Annotated in this window: 18 protein-coding genes; 11 read left to right on the forward strand and 7 right to left on the reverse strand. The window is 49.9% G+C overall.

The genetic code is table 11. From position 1 onward, the window contains the following. Positions 1 to 8 precede the first annotated feature (8 nt). On the reverse strand, positions 9 to 959 hold the full coding sequence (locus tag EOE67_RS09160) for an AAA family ATPase (RefSeq protein WP_127698793.1): 951 nt from the start codon (positions 957 to 959) through the stop codon (positions 9 to 11). Positions 960 to 1398: 439 nt separating this feature from the next. Here EOE67_RS09160 and fadI point away from each other — a divergent pair, with 439 nt between their 5' ends. The 3 genes from fadI to EOE67_RS09180 all read left to right on the forward strand — a co-directional run bounded on the left by fadI (position 1399) and on the right by EOE67_RS09180 (position 5160). Beyond that, positions 1399 to 2709 (forward strand): acetyl-CoA C-acyltransferase FadI, encoded by a 1311-nt coding sequence (gene fadI / locus EOE67_RS09170; protein WP_068065813.1) that lies wholly within the window; start codon positions 1399 to 1401, stop codon positions 2707 to 2709. After that, positions 2709 to 4874, forward strand: coding sequence for a fatty acid oxidation complex subunit alpha FadJ (fadJ, locus tag EOE67_RS09175; RefSeq protein ID WP_240652764.1), 2166 nt, complete (start codon positions 2709 to 2711; stop codon positions 4872 to 4874). Before fadI ends, fadJ begins: the two co-directional genes overlap by 1 nt. 91 nt (positions 4875 to 4965) lie before the next feature. Next, entirely contained in the window at positions 4966 to 5160 is a 195-nt protein-coding gene (locus tag EOE67_RS09180) for a hypothetical protein (RefSeq protein ID WP_127698795.1), read from the forward strand. Here EOE67_RS09180 and EOE67_RS21040 read toward each other — a convergent pair. Then, a complete protein-coding gene (locus tag EOE67_RS21040; protein ID WP_240652765.1) occupies positions 5157 to 5966 on the reverse strand; it encodes a LysR family transcriptional regulator in 810 nt (269 codons plus the stop codon). The two genes, EOE67_RS09180 and EOE67_RS21040, sit on opposite strands and share 4 nt — an antisense overlap. A 129-nt stretch (positions 5967 to 6095) precedes the next feature. Between EOE67_RS21040 and EOE67_RS09190 the strand changes: the two genes are divergently transcribed. Both EOE67_RS09190 and EOE67_RS20515 read left to right on the forward strand, forming a co-directional pair. After that, entirely contained in the window at positions 6096 to 6443 is a 348-nt protein-coding gene (locus tag EOE67_RS09190; RefSeq protein ID WP_127698872.1) for a MaoP family protein, read from the forward strand. 42 nt (positions 6444 to 6485) lie between these two features. After that, positions 6486 to 6641 carry a hypothetical protein gene (locus EOE67_RS20515; RefSeq protein ID WP_164852269.1) on the forward strand — a complete coding sequence of 52 codons (156 nt, stop codon included), beginning with the start codon at positions 6486 to 6488 and terminating at the stop codon, positions 6639 to 6641. A 141-nt stretch (positions 6642 to 6782) separates the two neighbouring features. On the opposite strand, the gene EOE67_RS09195 is transcribed toward EOE67_RS20515, so the two are convergent. After that, complete coding sequence (locus EOE67_RS09195) at positions 6783 to 8939, reverse strand: putative bifunctional diguanylate cyclase/phosphodiesterase (protein ID WP_206099537.1); 2157 nt, start codon at positions 8937 to 8939, stop codon at positions 6783 to 6785. Positions 8940 to 9222: 283 nt separating this feature from the next. Next, positions 9223 to 12000, reverse strand: coding sequence for an insulinase family protein (locus tag EOE67_RS09200; RefSeq protein ID WP_127698797.1), 2778 nt, complete (start codon positions 11998 to 12000; stop codon positions 9223 to 9225). A 172-nt stretch (positions 12001 to 12172) separates the two neighbouring features. Here EOE67_RS09200 and sixA point away from each other — a divergent pair, with 172 nt between their 5' ends. Beyond that, positions 12173 to 12664: a phosphohistidine phosphatase SixA gene (sixA, locus tag EOE67_RS09205; protein WP_127698798.1), complete on the forward strand. Its 492-nt coding sequence runs from the start codon at positions 12173 to 12175 to the stop codon at positions 12662 to 12664. Positions 12665 to 12710: 46 nt separating this feature from the next. Here sixA and smrB read toward each other — a convergent pair whose 3' ends face one another. Continuing rightward, complete coding sequence (gene smrB, locus EOE67_RS09210; RefSeq protein ID WP_127698799.1) at positions 12711 to 13256, reverse strand: endonuclease SmrB; 546 nt, start codon at positions 13254 to 13256, stop codon at positions 12711 to 12713. Between the two features lie 36 nt (positions 13257 to 13292). On the opposite strand from smrB, the gene prmB reads away from it, so the two are divergent. Genes prmB through EOE67_RS09225 form a run of 3 tightly spaced genes read left to right on the forward strand, consistent with a single transcriptional unit; the run spans position 13293 to position 16532 of the window. Then, entirely contained in the window at positions 13293 to 14243 is a 951-nt protein-coding gene (gene prmB / locus EOE67_RS09215) for a 50S ribosomal protein L3 N(5)-glutamine methyltransferase (RefSeq protein ID WP_127698800.1), read from the forward strand. A gap of 3 nt (positions 14244 to 14246) precedes the next feature. Next, positions 14247 to 15353 carry a chorismate synthase gene (gene aroC / locus EOE67_RS09220; protein WP_127698801.1) on the forward strand — a complete coding sequence of 369 codons (1107 nt, stop codon included), beginning with the start codon at positions 14247 to 14249 and terminating at the stop codon, positions 15351 to 15353. Positions 15354 to 15374: 21 nt separating this feature from the next. Next, complete coding sequence (locus EOE67_RS09225; RefSeq protein WP_127698802.1) at positions 15375 to 16532, forward strand: MFS transporter; 1158 nt, start codon at positions 15375 to 15377, stop codon at positions 16530 to 16532. A 41-nt stretch (positions 16533 to 16573) separates the two neighbouring features. Here EOE67_RS09225 and EOE67_RS09230 read toward each other — a convergent pair whose 3' ends face one another. Further along, the gene (locus EOE67_RS09230; protein WP_127698803.1) at positions 16574 to 18007 is read right to left on the reverse strand and encodes a coniferyl aldehyde dehydrogenase; all 1434 of its coding nucleotides are present in this window, start codon (positions 18005 to 18007) and stop codon (positions 16574 to 16576) included. A gap of 34 nt (positions 18008 to 18041) precedes the next feature. Beyond that, positions 18042 to 18287 carry a hypothetical protein gene (locus tag EOE67_RS09235; RefSeq protein WP_127698804.1) on the reverse strand — a complete coding sequence of 82 codons (246 nt, stop codon included), beginning with the start codon at positions 18285 to 18287 and terminating at the stop codon, positions 18042 to 18044. Here EOE67_RS09235 and EOE67_RS09240 point away from each other — a divergent pair. Beyond that, positions 18262 to 19410, forward strand: a complete 1149-nt coding sequence (locus tag EOE67_RS09240) for an ATP-NAD kinase family protein (protein ID WP_127698805.1) — start codon at positions 18262 to 18264, stop codon at positions 19408 to 19410. The genes EOE67_RS09235 and EOE67_RS09240 overlap by 26 nt on opposite strands. Before the next feature lie 2 nt (positions 19411 to 19412). Next, the gene (locus EOE67_RS09245) at positions 19413 to 19694 is read left to right on the forward strand and encodes a YfcL family protein (protein ID WP_127698806.1); all 282 of its coding nucleotides are present in this window, start codon (positions 19413 to 19415) and stop codon (positions 19692 to 19694) included. The last annotated feature ends 166 nt before the right edge of the window (positions 19695 to 19860 follow it).

Here is a 19860-nt window from a genome sequence, read left to right on the forward strand (position 1 = left end):
CAGATTGTTCAGGCAACCGGGACCAGGCGCAGAATTTCATCGAGCACTGCATCGGTACTGATCCCTTCCGCTTCGGCTTCATAGGTCAGCAATAAACGGTGGCGCACGACATTGTGGAACACGCCCTGTACATCGTCGGGTGTGACAAAATCGCGACCAGCGAGCCAGGCTTTGGCGCGGGCACAACGTTCCAGCGCAATGGTCGCACGCGGGCTGGCGCCATAAGCAATCCAGCGGGCCAGTTGTGGACTGTAATTGGCGGCTTTACGGGTTGCCATAATCAGCTGTACCACATATTGTTCCAGACTTGGCGCAAAATGCAGTTGTAAAATCGCTTTGCGAGCGGCAAAAATATCAGCCTGCGTCATCCGCTCTGGCTGCTCAGCCGCCTGTTCCAGCGCTTCGCCACGCGTTAGCTTTAAAATGGCCAGTTCAGTGGCAGCGTCCGGATAATCAACTTTCAGATGCAATAAAAACCGATCCAGCTGCGCTTCCGGCAAGGGGTACGTACCTTCTTGCTCCAGCGGGTTTTGCGTTGCCATCACCAGAAATAACTCCGGTAACTTGTAACTTTGCCGGCCCACGGTAATTTGTTTTTCCGCCATCGCTTCTAACAGCGCCGACTGCACTTTGGCCGGGGCGCGGTTAATTTCGTCAGCTAAGATAATGTGGTGAAATAACGGGCCGCTTTGAAATTCAAACTTGCCGGTTTCCGGACGGTAAATGTCGGTACCGGTTAAATCGGCCGGTAATAAATCCGGCGTAAACTGGATGCGGTGGAAACTACCTTCCACGCCATGCGCTAAGGCATTGACTGCCCTGGTTTTGGCCAGACCTGGCGGACCTTCCACCAATAAATGACCGTTGGCCAATAACGCCAGTAAAATGCCTTCAGTCAGGGCGGGCTGACCCAAAACCTGCGAATCTAAATATGTTTTTAACCGGTTAAAAGCGTTCACAGCAGCACTCTTCTAAAGTTATTCGTTTGAAATTATTGGCTATTTATCAAGCGTTTCGACGCAAAAACAACTAGGCTATGACCTGAGTCCATATATACCCAAGCAACCTGAAGTTGCGTTTCCAGAGCTGCGTTGCGAAAGCGAATGTCGCACTATACCGCAGCTTCCTTCGGACGGGGCTAAAAGCCCTTGATGCCGCGTTAGCGCTTGTCGCTTTGGAACAACCAAAGCTTCCAATCGCTGCCTTGCCTCAAGTTCTTTTATCTCCCGCTGAAACTCGCATCTTCAAGTCGTTTGGGTATATAAGGTTCAGACTTCATTAAAACAAGTGTTTTAATTTCTCAGATCTCTCGTTACAATCAAAAAAAATACAGGTCTGACCTGTATTGCACTTTACCAAAATTGGACCTGGACAAGCGTCCACATAAAGAGGATCACCATGAGCAGCCAGATTAAATTAACCACCCGTCAAGGGGACCGGATTGCGATAGTCCGCGGTTTACGCACGCCATTTGCCAAACAAGCGACCGAATTTCACGGTGTGTCAGCGCTGGAACTCGGCAAACTGGTGGTCAATGAACTGTTGATCCGAAGCGAGCTCGATGCCAAATTAATTGATCAGGTGGTTTACGGTCAAGTTGTACTGATGCCGGAAGCGCCGAATATTGCACGGGAAATTGTATTAGGCACTGGTATGAACGTCCATACCGATGGTTTTAGTGTGACCCGCGCTTGTGCCACTAGTTTTCAATCGGTGGTCAGCGTCACCGAAGCGATGATGGCCGGTGTCAGTAAAGTCGCCATCGCCGGTGGTTCAGATTCCAGCTCGGTATTACCAGTTGGCGTCAGCAAAGCGCTGGCTCGGGCGCTGGTTGATTTAACCAAAGCCAAAACCTTTGGTCAGAAGCTGGCGATTTTCCGCCGTTTAGGGCTGAAAGATTTACTGCCGGTACCGCCAGCCGTTGCCGAATACACCACCGGGTTATCGATGGGCGACACTGCCGAGCAAATGGCGAAATCGCATGGCATCAGCCGCGCCGATCAAGATGCCTTAGCACATCGTTCGCACACCCTCGCTGCCCACGCCTGGGCGCAGGGCTGGTTAAAAGATGAAGTGATGGCCGCCCATGTTGAGCCATACAATAAATTCCTGGAGATGGATAACAATATCCGCAAAGACTCCAAGCTAGACTCTTATAGTAAATTAAAGCCAGTGTTCGACCGTCAGTACGGTACTGTCACTGCAGCGACTAGTACACCATTAACCGATGGTGCTTCAGCCGTGCTGATGATGCCGGAAAGTCACGCTAAAGCGCTGGGTTACAAGCCGTTGGGTTATGTCAGAAGTTACGCTTTTGCCGCCATCGATGTATGGGAAGATATGCTGATGGGCCCGTCTTATGCGACGCCTATTGCGCTTGAGCGCGCAGGTCTGACCCTGAACGATTTAACCCTGATTGAAATGCACGAAGCTTTTGCCGCGCAGGCGCTCGCCAATGTGAAAATGTTTGGCAGCAAAAAATTTGCCGAAGAAAAACTCGGTCGCTCGCACGCCATCGGCGACATTGATATGGATAAATTTAACGTCAATGGTGGCTCGCTGGCTTATGGCCACCCATTTGCGGCGACCGGTACCCGGTTGATTACTCAGACCTTAAATGAATTAAACCGCCGTGGTGGTGGTATTGGTTTAACCACCGCTTGTGCTGCGGGTGGCCTTGGTGCTGCAATGATTGTGGAGACTGAATAATGACCGACGCAACGATGACTGCAGTGACTCAACCTGATGCTGTAGCAAAAACTTTTACCCTGGCGCTGCGTGACGATGGCGTTGGTGTGATCACCATGGACGTGGCCGGCGAAAGCATGAATGTGCTCAAAGCTGCTTTTGCGGATGAAATCAAAGCTTTACTTGATGAAATTCGCAGCAATAAAAGCATTAAAGGTTTGGTGATTATTTCCGGTAAAGCGGACTCCTTTATTGCTGGCGCTGATATCAGCATGCTGGATAGTTGTAAAAGTGCTGCCGAAGCCACTGCGATTGCAGCGATGGGCCAAACCATGTTTGGGCAGCTGGAAGCTTTATCGATGCCACTGATCGCGGCCATTCATGGCCCTTGCCTTGGTGGCGGTTTGGAACTGGCGATGGCTTGTCATGGTCGCGTCGCCACTGATGATGGCAAAACCGTGCTTGGCTTACCGGAAGTGCAGCTAGGTTTGTTGCCAGGTAGCGGCGGTACACAGCGCCTGCCACATTTAGTTGGCTTACAAAAAGCGCTGGATATGATGTTAACCGGCAAGCAATTGCGCGCAGTGCAGGCGAAAAAAGCTGGCCTGGTCGACGTGGTGGTGCCAAAAAGCATTCTGTTAGAAGCTGCGGTGAAAATGGCGCTGGCCGGTAAACCACAACGTAAAACGGTTAAATTGCCGTTAGTTGGTCAACTGCTGGAATTTACGTCGATTGGTCGTGGCATTTTATTTTCGCAAGCACAAAAGCAAACCTTCAGCAAAACCGGGGGGCATTATCCGGCACCGCTGAAAATCATTGAAGCGATCAGAGCGGGTGTCGACAGCGGCATGGCGCGTGGTCTACAGGTAGAAGCCACTGCCTTTGGTGAGCTTTGTATGACGTCGGTGTCAAAATCACTGCGTGGTTTGTTCTTTGCGACAACGCAGATGAAAAAAGAGTCTGGTGCCGGTGATGTCAAAGCAAACAAAGTTAAAAAAGCGGCAGTGCTCGGTGGTGGTCTGATGGGCGGCGGCATCGCCAACGTCACCGTTGGGAAAGCTGGCATTCCAGTTCGGATTAAAGATATCAATCAACAAGGTATTGGTAACGCGCTGAAATATAGCTATAGCCTGTTGCAGAAAAAGTTTAAACGCCGTTACATCACCCGCACTGAAATGCAAAAGCAGATGGCGTTACTCACCGGCACCACCGATTACAGCGGTTTTCACGATGTTGATATAGTGGTCGAAGCGGTCTTTGAAGATTTAGCGTTGAAGCAACAAATGGTACGCGACATTGAAGCCAATGGTCATGAAGGGACGATTTTCGCCTCCAACACCAGTTCATTGCCAATAGCGCAAATTGCTGCACAAGCCGCGCGCCCGGAAAATGTGATTGGTCTGCATTATTTCTCGCCGGTGGATAAAATGCCGTTGGTCGAAGTCATAGCGCACGCTAAAACTTCACCACAAACCATCGCAACCACCGTCGCTTTTGCCCGTAAACAAGGTAAAACGCCAATCGTGGTGAAAGATGGTGCTGGTTTTTATGTAAACCGTATTTTAGCTTTATATATGAATGAAGCTGCGAACCTTTTGCTAGAATGCGAGCCGGTTGAAAAGCTGGATAAAGCACTCACTAAATTTGGCTTACCAGTAGGGCCAATTACCTTATTGGATGAAGTGGGTATTGATGTTGGCGCAAAAATTTCGCCAATTCTGGAGCGTGAACTTGGGGATCGTTTTAAAGCGCCTGCTGCTTTTGACAAACTGATCGCAGATGGCCGTAAAGGTAAAAAAGTCGAAAAAGGTTTTTATCTGTATGGCGCCAATGCTAAAAAGGGTAAAAAAGAAGTCGATTCGACCGTTTACAGCTTGTTAGGCGTGCAACCGGCAGGCCGGTTAAGCCTGGAGCAAATCAGTAATCGGTGTTTAGTGCAGATGCTGAACGAAGCGGTGCGTTGCCTCGAAGAAGGGATTATCGCATCGGCGCGCGATGGTGACATTGGCGCTATTTTTGGCATCGGTTTTCCGCCGTTTATTGGTGGCCCGTTCCGCTATATTGATGCGATGGGAGCATCGAGCTTAGTCGCTGATTTACGTCGTTATGAAGCGCAGCACGGCAGTCGTTTTGCACCAAGTGCGTTATTGCTGCAGATGGCAGAAGCAGGTAACAGCTTCTATTAACTACCTAAGTGCTACAGCAGCAACTGCTGGATCCCTGAACAAGAGCTGCTATAATGCGGCTCTTTTTTTTGCAGCAAACAAGGGCCATCTGATGTTGTTGTTATTATTGTCACCGCTCTGTAGTTGCTGGTTTTACGTGATGGCCAAACGCGCCGGATTAAAATCAATGCCCTGGGTATTGGCTGGTGCCGTGGTTGGGCCGCTGGCATTACCGTTATTTCAAAACCACAAGCGACTGGCGCTGCGTAAAGCACTAGGCCATGGCTTTGTGTGGTTTCGACCTTAACCGGCGCTCAGCAGCATTGTGCTGCGTTGTAGCGTCGTTCGCCACAGTGTTGGCCAGCTGGCGTCAAGCTGACTATAAGCCCATACCGGAATTCGAACTTCTGGCAATGCCAGTCGCTGTAGTTGTTTTTGGGCAACAGCATCACGCACCAGCCACAGCGGTAAATAAGCGCAGGCTTGATTTGCCAGCAGCCATTGCAGTAATACCGCAGGCTCGGCGCAGCTAAATTGCATTGCACTCTGCATAATGCGGGGCAGCTGCAATAGTCCCAATGAACCTTCCGGTTGCTGTTCGTGATGAACGGTCGCCACCGCCACCAACTCCAGATAACCCAGACACAAGGCCTGCCACGGTTGTGGCTCGGGTAATTGTGACCCTAATATCACCATGCCATCTAGCGCCACCTGCGATTGCCTTGCCATAAATCCGGCGGGGATAAATTGCAGCTGGCATTGCTGCGCGCTACTGATCATCTGATTAAAATCTGCATCCTGAAACAACACGCTTAGTTCAGAACTCAGGCAAAGCTGCAGTGGTTTGTCCGGATGATAATTTAAAGCGAGCTGCTGTTTTGCCGAGGCAATTGCGCTCAGCACGGCCTGGGCATGCGGTAATAACATTTCACCGGCGGTGGTCAATTGGATGTTGTTTCGAAAGCGATTAAATAAGGTGACACCAAGGCTTTGTTCTAATTGACGGATCCGAAAGCTAACGGCCGACTGAGTCAGGTACAGATTGTCAGCAGCTTTACCAAAGTGACGGGTTTTTTGGACTTCCAGAAAGGTTTTTAACAGCTCAGTATCCAAAGCGGATCCTTATTAATTTTCATCGTAACCATAAAAAATATTTGTTTTACGATCGGAATTTTGTTTACCATACTCCGCACAGTTTAATTGGGATAGCTTTAGATTCAACGAGATCAGGGGAAAAAAGTGATGCAGCAAAGTTTTGTGGCTAAACGTCGCTTTTTTGATGACCGTAATTTCCCGAAAGGGTTTACGCGTTCAGGACGGTTTACGCTGGCAGAGGGCAATCTGCTGGAGAAACATGGTGCAGCGATGCTTGAGCTGGAAGAAGGTACCCGCCAGCCTACAAGTGCTGAAGAGCAACGATTTGTGTTGGTTTGCCGCGGTGAAGCGGAAGCCGAGTCCAGTTACGAGAAAGTCTGGACTAAGTATAAAAAGAATGTTCAGGAGAAGAAAAAGTTTCATACCGTTTTTGGTAAAAAGCGGATTGCCGATGGCAGCGATGACTTTTCTTTTGTTGAGACTGACAACGATTAAGCGACAGGCTTAAGCCATTGGCTGACAAAGAAGGAGTTGAGGTTGGACGAGTTTTTCACAAGATTATTAAATCCCGGCGTGCTGGTATTTTTAATTCCGTTAGCAGGGATTGGGATCGGCGGCCTGAAAATGTGGCTGAATCACCAAGAGCGGATGGAAAAAATTCGGCAGGGTATTGACCCGGATCGCAATTCTTAATTGTCAGTCAACCAATGACCAGCAACGGTTCTGCAGATAAACTGGAGGCCGGTTGAAATAAAAAAGGAGCTTAGGCTCCTTTTTTATTGGTTTCGAAATGGTGGGGCGTGGTGGCGCTTATTATCTTTTTGGCAAGAATGATTACAGTGCTGCCGGCACCGCCGCCAGTTTCGGCTTGTGCTGCTTCTGATCTTGCAAGAACTGCGTGAAATCAGCGGCTGACAGAGGTTTACTGTAGAAATAACCCTGAATAATTTCACAGCGCAGTTGCTTTAATTGCTGCAGTTGTTCGGCGTATTCAACACCTTCAGCGACCACCGTCAGGCTTAAGTTGTGAGCAATAGTGACAATGGTATCGACCATATTGCGGCCACGGGCGGTATTCATATCGTCGATAAAGGCTTTATCTATCTTCAGCGTATTGAGCGGAAATTGCTTTAAGTACGCCAGCGAAGAATAGCCGGTACCGAAGTCATCCATGGCCAGGTGAATGCCGCGGGCGCGGAGTTTTTTCATGGTATCAATCGCCATTTTCGGCGATTGCATCACGGTGCCTTCGGTGATTTCTAGTTCAAGATGGTACGAGGGCAGTTCGCTTTGCTGCAGCACATCGTCGATTTGTTCACACAAATACGGCAGCATAAACTGTTTGACCGATAAGTTCACCGCAACCCGGCCATGGAATAAACCCTGATCAATCCAGCGTTTCACATCCATACAGGCTTTACGCAGCACCACTTCACCAATTTCAACAATCTGACCGGTTTCTTCCGACACCGGAATAAAGGACGCCGGGCTGATTAGACCGCGTTTGGGTGTGATAAACCGCACCAACGCTTCCATACCCACCAACTGACCACTGAGGATGTCCATTTTCGGCTGATAGTACACGGTAAAATAATCTTCCTTTAAACCATGGCGGATCAGGTTTTCCAGCTGTAGTCGTTTTACCGCCAGTTTGTTCATTGAATCGTTAAAGAACAGATAACGGTTGGCACCATCACTTTTAGCATGATACATCGCGGTATCGGCGTTACGCAGCAAGGCTTCCGGATCGGTGCCGTCTTCCGGGTACAACACAATGCCGATACTGCTGGTGATCGCCAGTTCATGCTGATTGATGAAAAAAGGTAAATTAATCTGTTTAATCAGCTCTTTCGCCATCGAGGTGATGGTATGAATATCGTTGGTATTTTCCAGTAAAATGGCAAATTCATCCCCACCGAGCCGGTACAACCGCTCTTTTTGCCGGGTTAAAATTGTCAGCCGTTCTGCCAGTTTAATCAGCAAAGAGTCACCCAACTGATGACCGAGCGAGTCGTTGATTTTTTTGAAGTTATCTAAATCGAATACCAATAACGCATGTTTTACTTCACGTTCTACCAGCCGGCTCAATTCGGCTGAGAATAAAGCGCGGTTTGGCAGGCCGGTTAAAGTGTCAGAATTAGCCAAACGGCTGAGTTCGGCTTCTTTACGTTTACGTTCGGAAATATCGGAAAACACCGCCACATACTGGGTAATGTGCTGATGGTCGTCTTTAACCACGTCAAAGTTCAGCTCAGCCTGGTAAATTTCGCCGCCTATGCGCTGATCCTGAATTTCGCCTTGCCAGACACCTTGCGCCTGCAACACCAGGCCAATTTCCTGTAAAAAGCGGTTAGGATACATCGCCAGATCAAACGGCTTTTTAATCACTTGTTCACGGCTTTTACCGGTGATGGTGGTAAAAGAATGGTTCACTTCAATGACCACAAAGTTGGTGTCGCAAATAACGACTGCGTCTGAAATGTTTTCCAGGCACCGGGCAAACAATTCGAGCCGTTCTTCAGTGTGTTTTAACAGTTGAATATTTTTCAAGGTACCGGTCATCCGGGTTGCTACACCGTCGGAATCGATACTAACGACTTTGCCGCGGTCAAGCACCCAAACCCAGCCGCCATCTGAAGCGCGTAAACGATACGCTGCTTCGAAATATGGTGATGTACCGGCTAGATGCTGATAAAGATGTTCTGTAACCCGTTCTAAATCGTTGGGATGGATCTGGTCGCGGTTAGGCGGGAATTGATTGGTTTCAGGTTTCAGTTCAACCGGATGTTGCCAGGAGCTGGAACGATACAAAGTGCCGGAGCCGATGTTCCAGTCCCACAATTCATCACCGCTGCCCCATAAACTCAACCGTAACCGCTCTTCACTTTGCTCAAGGCGGTTTTGGTAACGACGCATTTTCAAAATAGATAGGTGGGCGAGTAACAATGCGCCGAATGAAAACAACAAGATACATGACAGCACATAGGGCATGGTTGTTTGCCAGTCAAGGGCAAAACAGGGCAAAGATACTAAACTCAGGCTAATGATGACTAGGTAAATGCCTGTTTTCTTTTTATTATTCACACATCTACACGTCAGGTTGGCTGTTGCAAACAAATTATATAAATTTACTAACGCTGTCAAAGCCAATCTGCTACGCCCGTCATCTTTGAAGTCGCAGGGTTGTTGCCTGCGCTCGCCGGTCGACCTGCGACATCAAAGGTTTAGCGCACAAGTAGACCCCGTTAAGGGTACGAATAAGCATATTGTTGCATTAATGGTCATCATCTTGCTGCAACCTTAGTTGCCCGCTGAGTTCTTTCACCGACAGTTGTTGCATATGGCTATGTGCTGGCGCCGGGCCGGTGGCAAGAAAGATCGCGTCGTACTCCGGAGCCAGTAAGGTGTAACAGAACTCGATAAACTGCGCCAAAGTCAGTTGCTCTAGCTGCTGCTGAATTTGACTGGCCAACTGACATTCAGCATCGCCCTGACCAATCGCCAGCCACACCCGTTTTGCTCTGCTGCTCAGGCTATTATCCCGTTCTTTAATTTGTCCTTGTAGACTGAGTTTTAATTCAGCAAATTCTTCAGCGGTTATTTCCGGTAATTCTTCGAGGAATTTACGGTAAAAAATCAAAGTGGCGTAGTACAAATCGGCCGGCGCAGTTTTGGGCGATTGGACGTAAAACGCAATGCCGGGTTTTAAATTCATCGGCACATAACCGGTGCCGACCAAATATCCCAGCTGCTGTTCGGTGCGAAGCGCATGAAAATATTCGGGGGATACCAAATGATTCATCAGCATAAATAGCGCCATACTTTGCGGCGAACGTTGTTGCGCTGGCAGGTAAATCACCAGCGCGTTGTCGTCCTGACAGATTGGCAACTCCAACCACACCGGGCCTAACTGCGCGGTACTGTAACTTTGTTTGGGCAGCTTGCTGCAAATGGCTGGCGCCTGCTGCAGCCATTGCAGCAACTGGTGTTGCAGCGCCTGCACATTCAGTTCCGTCCAGTTGCCAAGCATCATCGCTTCCAGATGCAATTGGCCAAACATTTGGGCGCTGAAACGCTCAAAATCAGCAAAGCTGGTCGCAGCAAGAATGACTGCTAACTGATCGGCTTCCGGGTTTAACGGTTGCAACAGCGCCGATAACTTACTGAATAACTGACTGATCGGTTTACTGCGGGCGTTATTTTGCCAATGCTGAACCAGTTGCCGCTGCATTTCGAAAAAACGTTCTGGCTGAAATTGCTGACGTGGGAGTTGTTCCAGTAAATCTTTGACCAGTGCAATCTGATTGCCGGATAAGCCGCTGGTGTGCAGGGTCAGGCCATGTTGTTGCACATACAGGTTGTAATGCAATCCGGCGGTGGTTGCGGCATAAAATTGCTCGTTAACCTGATCTAAAAACAGTTCCAGCCATAATTTGGTTAGCGCTAGCTGGGTCAAATCCTGCACCGTATTTGGCAGGGTCAGCTGGACAAAAATATGGCCTTTGGGCGATTGAAACTCGGCATCTGGTTTAAACCATAGCGTCATCGCTTCATTTTCAAAATAGCGGACTGGTTTTTCGAAGGTCGCTTCACTGCCCAGTAACTCAAGTTTCGCCACCAGATAAGGGTTGTAGCCAGGCAGGCGGTAATCGGCTGTCACGGGCGCTTGTGTTAAACGAGCCAGCAGTTCAGGCGTGACGGCGATTTGACTATAAGGCGTGTGATACCAACGGGCCTGGCGGTCGACCGCAACGTCCGGCGCAATCAACATCAATCGCAGATTATCGGCGCTAAAATAGCTCAAAAGCTGGTGATATAGCTCCGGTGGCGGCAGTTCCATCCGGTAATCGCCAAACACATAATCTTCAATCGGATAATGCTGCAGATTGACAGCGAGGTCGCTGGCCAGCTGCAGCGGGGCTTTCATTTCCTGATAAATAAAACTCCATTCCACCAATTGCTGCCGTTCACTGAACAAGGTTTCTGGAAAAGGTTGTTGTTTGAGCATCGCCAGATAACTGAAGCTTTCGAGCAGGATCTGTTCTTGCTGCAGCATCCCTTCCGGCATCAATTCAAACGACAAGGTGAAATCTTTGTAATTGCTGCCGTCAATACCACCGCCAGCACTCATCGCATTCACCCAGCCTTTGGCTTTCAGGCCACTTAATAATGAACCTGGACCTTCATCGCCGAGTAGATGCGCCAGAAAACTGACTAGTTTAAAGCGATACCAGGGCTGAATATCCGGCAAAGCGAAACTCAGCACAAAACGTTGGGTCGGTTTATGCGGTTGGATATTCAGTTGAATGCCCAGATGCTCAGCCAGATACAACGGCTGACTGAGTGACGATTTCGCTGGCAAATGGCTTGGCAGCTTTGCAAAAAGCTCCGTTGCCCATTGTTGCTGTTCGTCAAGTGGCGCCGCGGACACCAGCACCAGCGTCATCCGGCTGGCACTATATTGTTGCTGATAAAAATCGCGCACCGCTTGTTGCGCGGTTTGACCAGGTCTGTCGTCGAGCGTGGACAAATTACCTACCGAAAACTTCGCAAAAGGGTGCAATGGATTAATGCTTTCTTTATGCGCCTGATAAATGCGTCGGCCATCGTCTTTGAGTTTCATTGAAAATTCGGCTTCGATGGCTTGACGTTCTTTGTCGACTGCTTCGTCGCTAAATAGTGGTGCGCCCAGCATATCGGCGAACCGATGCAGGCCTTGCGGGAAGTGACGGTGTTCGATATCAAAATAAAAGCAGCTGTGTTCGGTGCCGGTCCAGGCATTGTGACTACCGCCGTGACCGGCGATAAATTGTTGATAACTGCCGGCGTCCGGGAATTCGCGGGAGCCTAAAAACACTAAATGTTCGAGGAAGTGCGCCAGACCTTCGCGATCGGACGGGTCGTCAAAATGGCCGACATTCACCGCCATCGCCGCTGCACTTTTTTCGGCGTCCGGTTGTTCGACCAATAACACCCGTAAACCGTTATCGAGAGTCAGCGGAAGATAGCAGCGATGGTCGTTAGGGCTTTGCACTACATGGCTTTTTTTCAATTCAGGCCTCGTGTTATGGCAAATCTGGACGAGTAAAACCGCTTCTCATCATATCGAATAGGAATATAAAGCTGAAATTTTATGCTTTATTAACAGTTACTGTGACAGCAATCTTTCATTATCATAGCGCACTCTTTTCGCGTTGGGCGCGAAGTTGTCAACGGTGTACACAATGGTCAATCTGGTTATCATGCGGCACGGCGAAGCCGAGCCACTCAGCAGTCAGGATAGTCAACGGCAATTAACCGCCAAAGGCAGAGCCGAAGTCAGTCAGATGGCCCAGTGGCTGTCACAACATTATCAAAGCCTGGATTGGGTTGTCTGCAGTCCATTTGTCCGTACCCGGCAAACCGCCGAACTGATGTTGACACATCAAAACAACAACACGCAATTTGAAATTCTGCCGGAACTGGTACCGGAGGGCGATTGCCATCAAGTGCAACTCTACATTCACGCCAGACTGGAACAGAACCCAGACGCTCGGTTTTTGCTGGTTTCGCATATGCCGCTGGTCAGTTTTCTGGTCGAAACTTTTACTAAAAACGGCTGCACACCGGTATTTGAAACATCTGGTTTAGTGTGTATCGACTATCGGCCACCGGCTGCCGGCAAACTGCTGGAACGGATGGCTCCTTCTGACTTAAAACTGATTACTGCCAGTTAAGACTATGGGTTCACTGCTGAGCTGCTTCCAGGTATCGGGCTGGCTGTTAACGCATGTCCGGCGTTTTATCCGGTGTTTTTAACAGCACTAGTAAAGCACCATCGCGGCCCCAATGAGTTGGCGCGGTGTGAAAAGCCCGCACATTTGGGTGTTGAATAAGCCAATTTGGTACTTTGCGCGCCAGAATGCCAGTGCCTTTGCCATGCACAATACAGGCGCAGTTAAAATGTTGTTGTTGACAGTAGGCCAGTAAACCGGCGAGTTCGGTTTTGGCCTCTAATTGAGTGAGACCATGTAAATCCAATACCACAGCGGGCTGAAACTCACCGCGTTTTAAGTTTTTCGCCAGATGAGGGTCTTCGCCCGGCTGCACATAACGGATGATGCTGCCGTCTGCCTGATAACCTTCAAATTCATCAGAGAAATAGAATAAATGGCGTGTTTCGGGCTCTGCAGACGTCTTTACGGATGTTTTTTTGTTGCGGGGCAGGCGGGCAGGCGGTATCTTGTCCTGCGCCAAAGGGCGCGCTCCGGTGATTGCGTCCCGGAACTGCTGGATTTCTTCTTCGTTAGGTAACTTAGGCTTGCTCATAGCGCGCAAGTCTACCCAAAGAGCTAAGTTAAATAAATGACTGAACACGAACCTTTTGCCCTGAGCGCCGAATTAATCGACGAAGCTGTGGCTGATCTGCATTCTATTCACGATTGGTTGCGGTTTGCGGTCAGCCAGTTTAATGCTGCCGATCTGTATTTTGGTCACGGCACCGATAACCCATGGGATGACGCCGGGGTGCTGATGGCTTTTACGCTGCATTTAACCCATTTGGCTGAACCTTCGTTATTGCAGGCGCGGCTGACCGGTAGCGAAAAACGCCGCTTTGCAGCTTTAGTGCAGCAACGGATCAGTTTACGGGTACCTTCTGCTTATTTAACCCAGCAGGCCTATTTTACCGGACTACCATTTTATGTCGATGAACGGGTGCTGGTACCACGTTCACCGATTGGCGAATTGATTACCCAGCAGTTTGCAACCTGGTTTCCAGTCAACCCACCACAACGCATTCTTGATTTATGCACCGGCTCTGGCTGTATCGCCATCGCCTGCGCTCATTATCTGCCGGACGCTGAAGTTGATGCGGTGGATATCAGCGAAGATGCGCTGCAGGTGGCTGATTTAAATATCAGTCAGCACGGCCTTGAACATCGGGTATTCCCAATCCAGTCTGATTGTTTTAGTGCCTTACCGGGTCAGCAGTACGATTTGATCGTCACCAATCCGCCGTATGTTGATGCCGATGATATGGCCGATTTACCGCAGGAATATCACCACGAGCCGGAACTTGGGCTGGCTTCTGGCGTCGATGGCCTGGAACTGACGCGACAAATTCTGCGCGAAGCGGCTTCACATCTGACGGATGAAGGCGTGTTGATTTGTGAAGTGGGCAATTCGATGGTGGCGCTAGCCGAACAAATGCCAGAGGTGCCGTTTCACTGGATTGAATTTAGCAAAGGGGGCATTGGTGTATTTGCACTGACCAAAGCGCAGCTTGTCGCCCATCAGCAATCTTTCGGGGAGTAAGCCATGGCTGGTAACAGTATTGGTGATTTGTTTCGATTAACGACTTTTGGTGAAAGCCACGGCCCGGCGATTGGCGGTATTGTTGATGGTTGTCCACCAGGGTTAGTGCTTGATTTAGAAGCTATTCAGCATGATTTAGACCGACGTAAACCAGGTACATCCCGTTATACCACGCAGCGGCGGGAAGATGACGTGGTGAAAATTTTATCCGGCGTGTTTGAAGGCGTGACCACGGGGTGCTCCATCGGTTTGTTGATTGAAAATACCGATCAACGCTCGCAGGATTATTCAGCAATAAAAGACGTATTTCGTCCCGGCCATGCGGATTACACCTATTGGCACAAACACGGTATTCGGGATTATCGTGGTGGTGGCCGCTCATCGGCGCGCGAAACTGCTGTGCGGGTTGCTGCTGGTGCTATTGCTAAACAGTATTTAAAACAACGCTTTGGCGTGGAAGTGCGGGCTTATCTGGCGCAATTGGGACCAGTCACTGCCGAAAAGCTGGACTGGGATCAGGTCGAGAAAAACGATTTTTTCTGCCCGGATGTCGATAAGCTCGAAGCACTCGACGCCTTTATGCGCGACTTGAAAAAAGCCGGTGATTCAGTCGGCGCCCGCATTAATGTGGTAGCCAGCAATGTGCCGGTCGGCTGGGGTGAGCCGGTGTTTGACCGACTCGACGCCGATATTGCCCATGCCATGATGAGCATCAATGCGGTCAAAGCGGTCGAAATTGGCGATGGTTTTGCGGTGGTGGAGCAACAAGGTTCAACCCATCGGGATGCACTGACGCCAACCGGTTTTACCGCCAATCATGCCGGTGGTATTTTAGGCGGCATTTCTTCTGGTCAGGATATCCGGGTCAGTATTGCGCTCAAACCAACGTCCAGCATCAGTATTCCCGGTGCCAGCATCAACACCAGCGGTGAGCCGGTGGAAATGATCACCAAAGGCCGTCACGATCCTTGTGTGGGTATTCGCGCGGTGCCCATTGCCGAAGCGATGTTGGCGATTGTGCTGATGGACCACTTTTTACGGCATCAGGCGCAGAATCATCAGGTGAGCGTTACCACACCTGATATAGCCAGAATTGGTCGCGGCGGCTAACTTCTCAGCACCGGAGTTTTTGTGAAATTATCTTCAGCATCCACCCTGAGTCTGGCGTATTTTGCTTATTTCGCCGTACTCGGGGTGTTTGTGCCCTATATCGGCTTGTTCCTCGATGGCCGTGGCCTGAATTCGCATGATATTGGCGTGTTACTGGCCATTGTCACCGGCATGCGGATTGTCGGCCCTAGCTTGTGGGCGGCGCTGGCGGTACGTCGGCGCGACCCAATTGGCGTGATGCGCTTTGGTGCGGTGCTTGCGACACTCGGCTGGCTCTGTAGTTTTTATCAGGGCGGTTATTGGCCATTGGTTGCCGGCCTTGCACTTTATAGTCTATGCTGGACCGCCATTTTACCGCAGCTGGAAAGCGCGGCCTTTCATTATCTGGATAACGACACCTCACGCTACAGTAAAGTGCGAACGGCCGGATCGGTTGGATACATAGTGCTGGTGATGCTTGGTGGCTGGTGGTTTCAGCACACCGGACCACAAATGTTGCCGCACAGCGCCTTATTGTTTTTAATGTTGATGCTCGCCACCTTATGGCTGTTGCCGAAATATCGGCTTGAACCGCAGACAGATGCACAGCCGCTGCGCTTTCGCACTTTGTGGACCCATAGTTCCTTCGTGAAGTTTATGCTCGGTGCATTTTTTATGCAGATGAGCTTCGCGCCTTTTTATGGCTTTTTTACCCTCTATACCCGCGATTTAGGTTATAGCGGCAGTGACGCAGGTTTACTGATCGCGTTGGCGGTGGCAGCTGAAATTGTTGCATTCTTTTATGCCGGACGAATTTTAAAAGGCCGTAGTTATCAGAAGTTGTTGGGGCTTTGTTATGGTTTAACGGCAGTGCGCTGGCTGATGGTCGCTTTTGTTGCTGATTCCGGCTGGTTGCTGGCGGCCAGTATGTTGTTGCACGCTTTTAGTTTTGCTATTGCTCACAGCTGCGCGATGCAATTTATTCAACAGTTTTTCCCACAGCATCAACGCAGTCGCGGTCAGGCGCTGTATGCCGGATTGATTTATGGTGGCGGTGGTGCGGTTGGCGCTTATGTCGCAGGCGTGGCCTGGCAAGACGGCGCAGGTTCGACCTTTACTTTTGTACTGGGTGCCGGTTGTGCTTTGTTATCGATGGTGTTGGCACTTAGTTTACCAAAGAAAATTCAACCGGCCGGTTAACAGGTGGCAGCTACGCACTGCCACAGATATTTCCCACTTGATCAGGCTCTCAGTAAGAATTTCATCACTTTATTTAAAAGCTTCGCTCTATGTTGCGGGTAGGCTAATTGCGTGCTGTTCAGCCGGCCTTTTTGATGCACCGCTTTGGCATGGCTAAAAGTTAAAAAACCTTCGCGGCCATGATAATGTCCCATGCCGGAAGGTCCGATGCCACCAAAGGGCAAATCTTCCTGACCAACGTGCAATAAAGTTTCGTTCAGACAAACGCCACCGGCATGGGTGTGTTGCAGCACCTGTTGCTGTAGTTGACTATCATGGCTGAACAGATAAAGCGCCAATGGCCGCGGACGCTGGCGCACAAATTCCAGTGCTTCGTTAAAATTGTCATAAGGCAGAATAGGTAGCACCGGGCCGAAAATCTCTTGTTGCCACAGGTCGCAATCTTGCGGCGCATCGAGCACTAGCTGCAGCGGCAATACCCGATCACTGCTTTGCAGATGTTGTTGCCAGTCGTTGCCATCACAGCTGATAACGGTGGCACCTTTGTCGCTAGCTTGGGTTAAATAACCACAAAGCCTGGAAAAATGCCGTTGATTGATCACGCTGGTGTATTGACTGCTCGAATTGCTGCTTGATCGATTTGCGCCTGAATGCGCTGGATAAAATTGCTGAAACTGCAACTTTAAGGCGTCAACAGTAGCTGCTAACTGCGCCCGTGGCACCAGCAGGTAATCCGGAGCAACGCAAGTCTGGCCGGCATTGGCGGTTTTACCAAACATAATCCGATCCGCGATGCTGTTAACATCGATATCAGGACCAATCAGCAATGGTGATTTACCACCCAATTCCAAGGTCACCGGCGTTAAGTTATCGCAGGCGGCACGCATCACATGCTTCCCAACCGCGGTAGATCCGGTGTACAGCAGATGATCAAAAGGCAACTGGCTAAAAGAGGCTGCAATGTCGGCATCACCTTCAATCACCACAGCGCTGTCCGGTAACGCCTGTTCAATAATGCTTTTGAGTACTTGATTCGTGTGCGGCGTAAATTCGGACAGTTTGACCATCACTTTATTGCCAGCACTAATGGCGGTTACCAAGGGGCCAAGACTTAAAAAAATCGGATAGTTCCAGGGGACAATCACCCCAACTACGCCAAGCGGTTGATAACAAACATAGTTCTTTGCCGGTAAAAACAACCAACTGACATGCCGGCCGGCCGGTTTTAACCAGCTGCCTAATTTTTTCAGACTGTAATCAATACTACTGATGCTCGGCATAATTTCCAGCAAGCGGGTTTCGCTGTCATCACGTTGGCCAAAATCGGCCCTGGCGGCCGCCATTAAAGCTGGTTGCTGCTGTAGCAATTGCTGCCGCAGCGCCCGAAGTTGCGCTTTACGGGTTGCAAGTTCCGGGAAAGGTTGGGCGTTAAATGCCTGACGTAGCGCAGTAAAAGTTTCCAGCAAAGACGACATTGTATGGTCCGACCAATCAATAGATTTTTCTAATCTAAAGCAGCCTTGCTTTTGTTGCAATGTTCGCAGAAAAATTGGATGTGAAAAATAGCGCAATAAAATCAAGCCAGGGCGCAGATAGTGCGGTGTGGCGCTGGGAAAACTGCCGTGCAATGGTTACAATGCCGCCCGATATTTTCTGACGCGGCTTGATGTGGTCTTCACCCAGCGAGCCGATGGTAAAACCAGCAACAAATTTTTCGGGATGTCCTGGTATGTCTGAAATTTCCGCCGAAGCCAAGCCACAGCCGTTCAGATTGGGTCTGATTATCAACCCATGGGCGGGCATTGGCGGCAGTGTTGCATTAAAAGGCAGTGACGGCGTCGCGGCAGAAGCCTTAGCGCTTGGCGCTGTGCCATTGGCGCAACAGCGTGCCAGAGCTGCACTTTGCGAATTATTACCTTTCCAATCGAAGGTTCATATTCTGACTGTCGCTGGTTTAATGGGCGAAGATTTAGCCCGTGAGCTTGGTTTCGCCGTGACTGTGGTCTATCAAAGCGCCAGCGAACCATCCACTGCTATCGATACCGAAGCTGCGGCGACCTGTTTAGCTGAAGCTGGCATCGATTTATTGCTGTTTGCTGGCGGCGATGGCACTGCCCGCAATATCTGCGCTGTGGTCGATGCGCACACCACAGTACTTGGTATTCCGGCGGGCTGTAAAATTCACTCCGGTGTTTATGCCATTACCCCGGCCGCTGCGGGCAAAGTGGTGGCGCAAATGATCAAAGGCGAACTGGTCACGGTGCAGGACGCCCAGGTGATGGACATCGATGAAGCTGCTTTTCGGCAGGGCTCGGTGCGCGCCAAACGCTTTGGCGAAATGCAAATCCCAACCGAACTTCGTTATGTGCAAAGTGTAAAATCGTCCGGCAAAGAATCAGAAGAACTGGTGCTGGATGATTTAGCTGCTTTTGTCGCCGCGCAAATGGAACCTGATGTGCGGTATGTGATGGGCTCCGGTAGCACCATTGCAGCAGTGATGGCCGAACTTGGTCTGCCAAATACGTTGCTTGGGGTCGATGTGGTCGAAAATGGCGAGCTGATAGCGTCAGATGTCACCGCCAAGCAATTACAAACCTTAGTAAAACCAGACGCAACAAAACTACTGATTACCTTAATCGGTGGCCAGGGCCATATTTTCGGTCGTGGCAATCAGCAGTTATCGCCTGCGGTGATCCGCTTGATCGGCCGCGACAATATTCAACTGGTCGCGACCAAAACCAAATTACAACAATTAAACGGCCGGCCGCTGATCAGCGACAGCGGTGATGCTGCGCTGGATGGCGAACTGCAGGGCATGATGAAAGTGCTTTGTGGTTACAACGACTACGTGATGTATCGTCTTGGATACGAGGATTAACCATGCAACAGACTGAAAATTATATTAACGCCATGGCTGACTATTTTGATCAGAGTGTCGCCACTTCCAGCGACGATCAATTATTCGCCGCTGGTTATTTACGCGGTCATATCGACCTGGCGGTGGGTACTTTACAGTTACAAGAGCAAGCTTTTAGCGTCGATACGCTGCAGCAGCAAGTCGCGCAGAGTCTGCAGCAGGCGATTAGTGCTGGTGAGCTGAATGACGCCGACCAGGCATTGGTCGTTGATATTTGGCAGCATCTGCAACAGTTGCCGTGCTGAAACCCTTGCTATGGCAAGACAAACTCAGCTATTTCGGCTAGCATGCATTTTTATGTTATTTGGTCATTAATTTTACGGGACTTTTGTTCGATACCCACCATCTTGTAAGGATGACGGGTAAAAAAGGTCTGATTTTAAACTGCGTCTGATAGCGCATCACAGAAGT

Source organism: Rheinheimera riviphila (assembly GCF_004005945.1).
Taxonomy (GTDB): domain Bacteria; phylum Pseudomonadota; class Gammaproteobacteria; order Enterobacterales; family Alteromonadaceae; genus Pararheinheimera; species Pararheinheimera riviphila.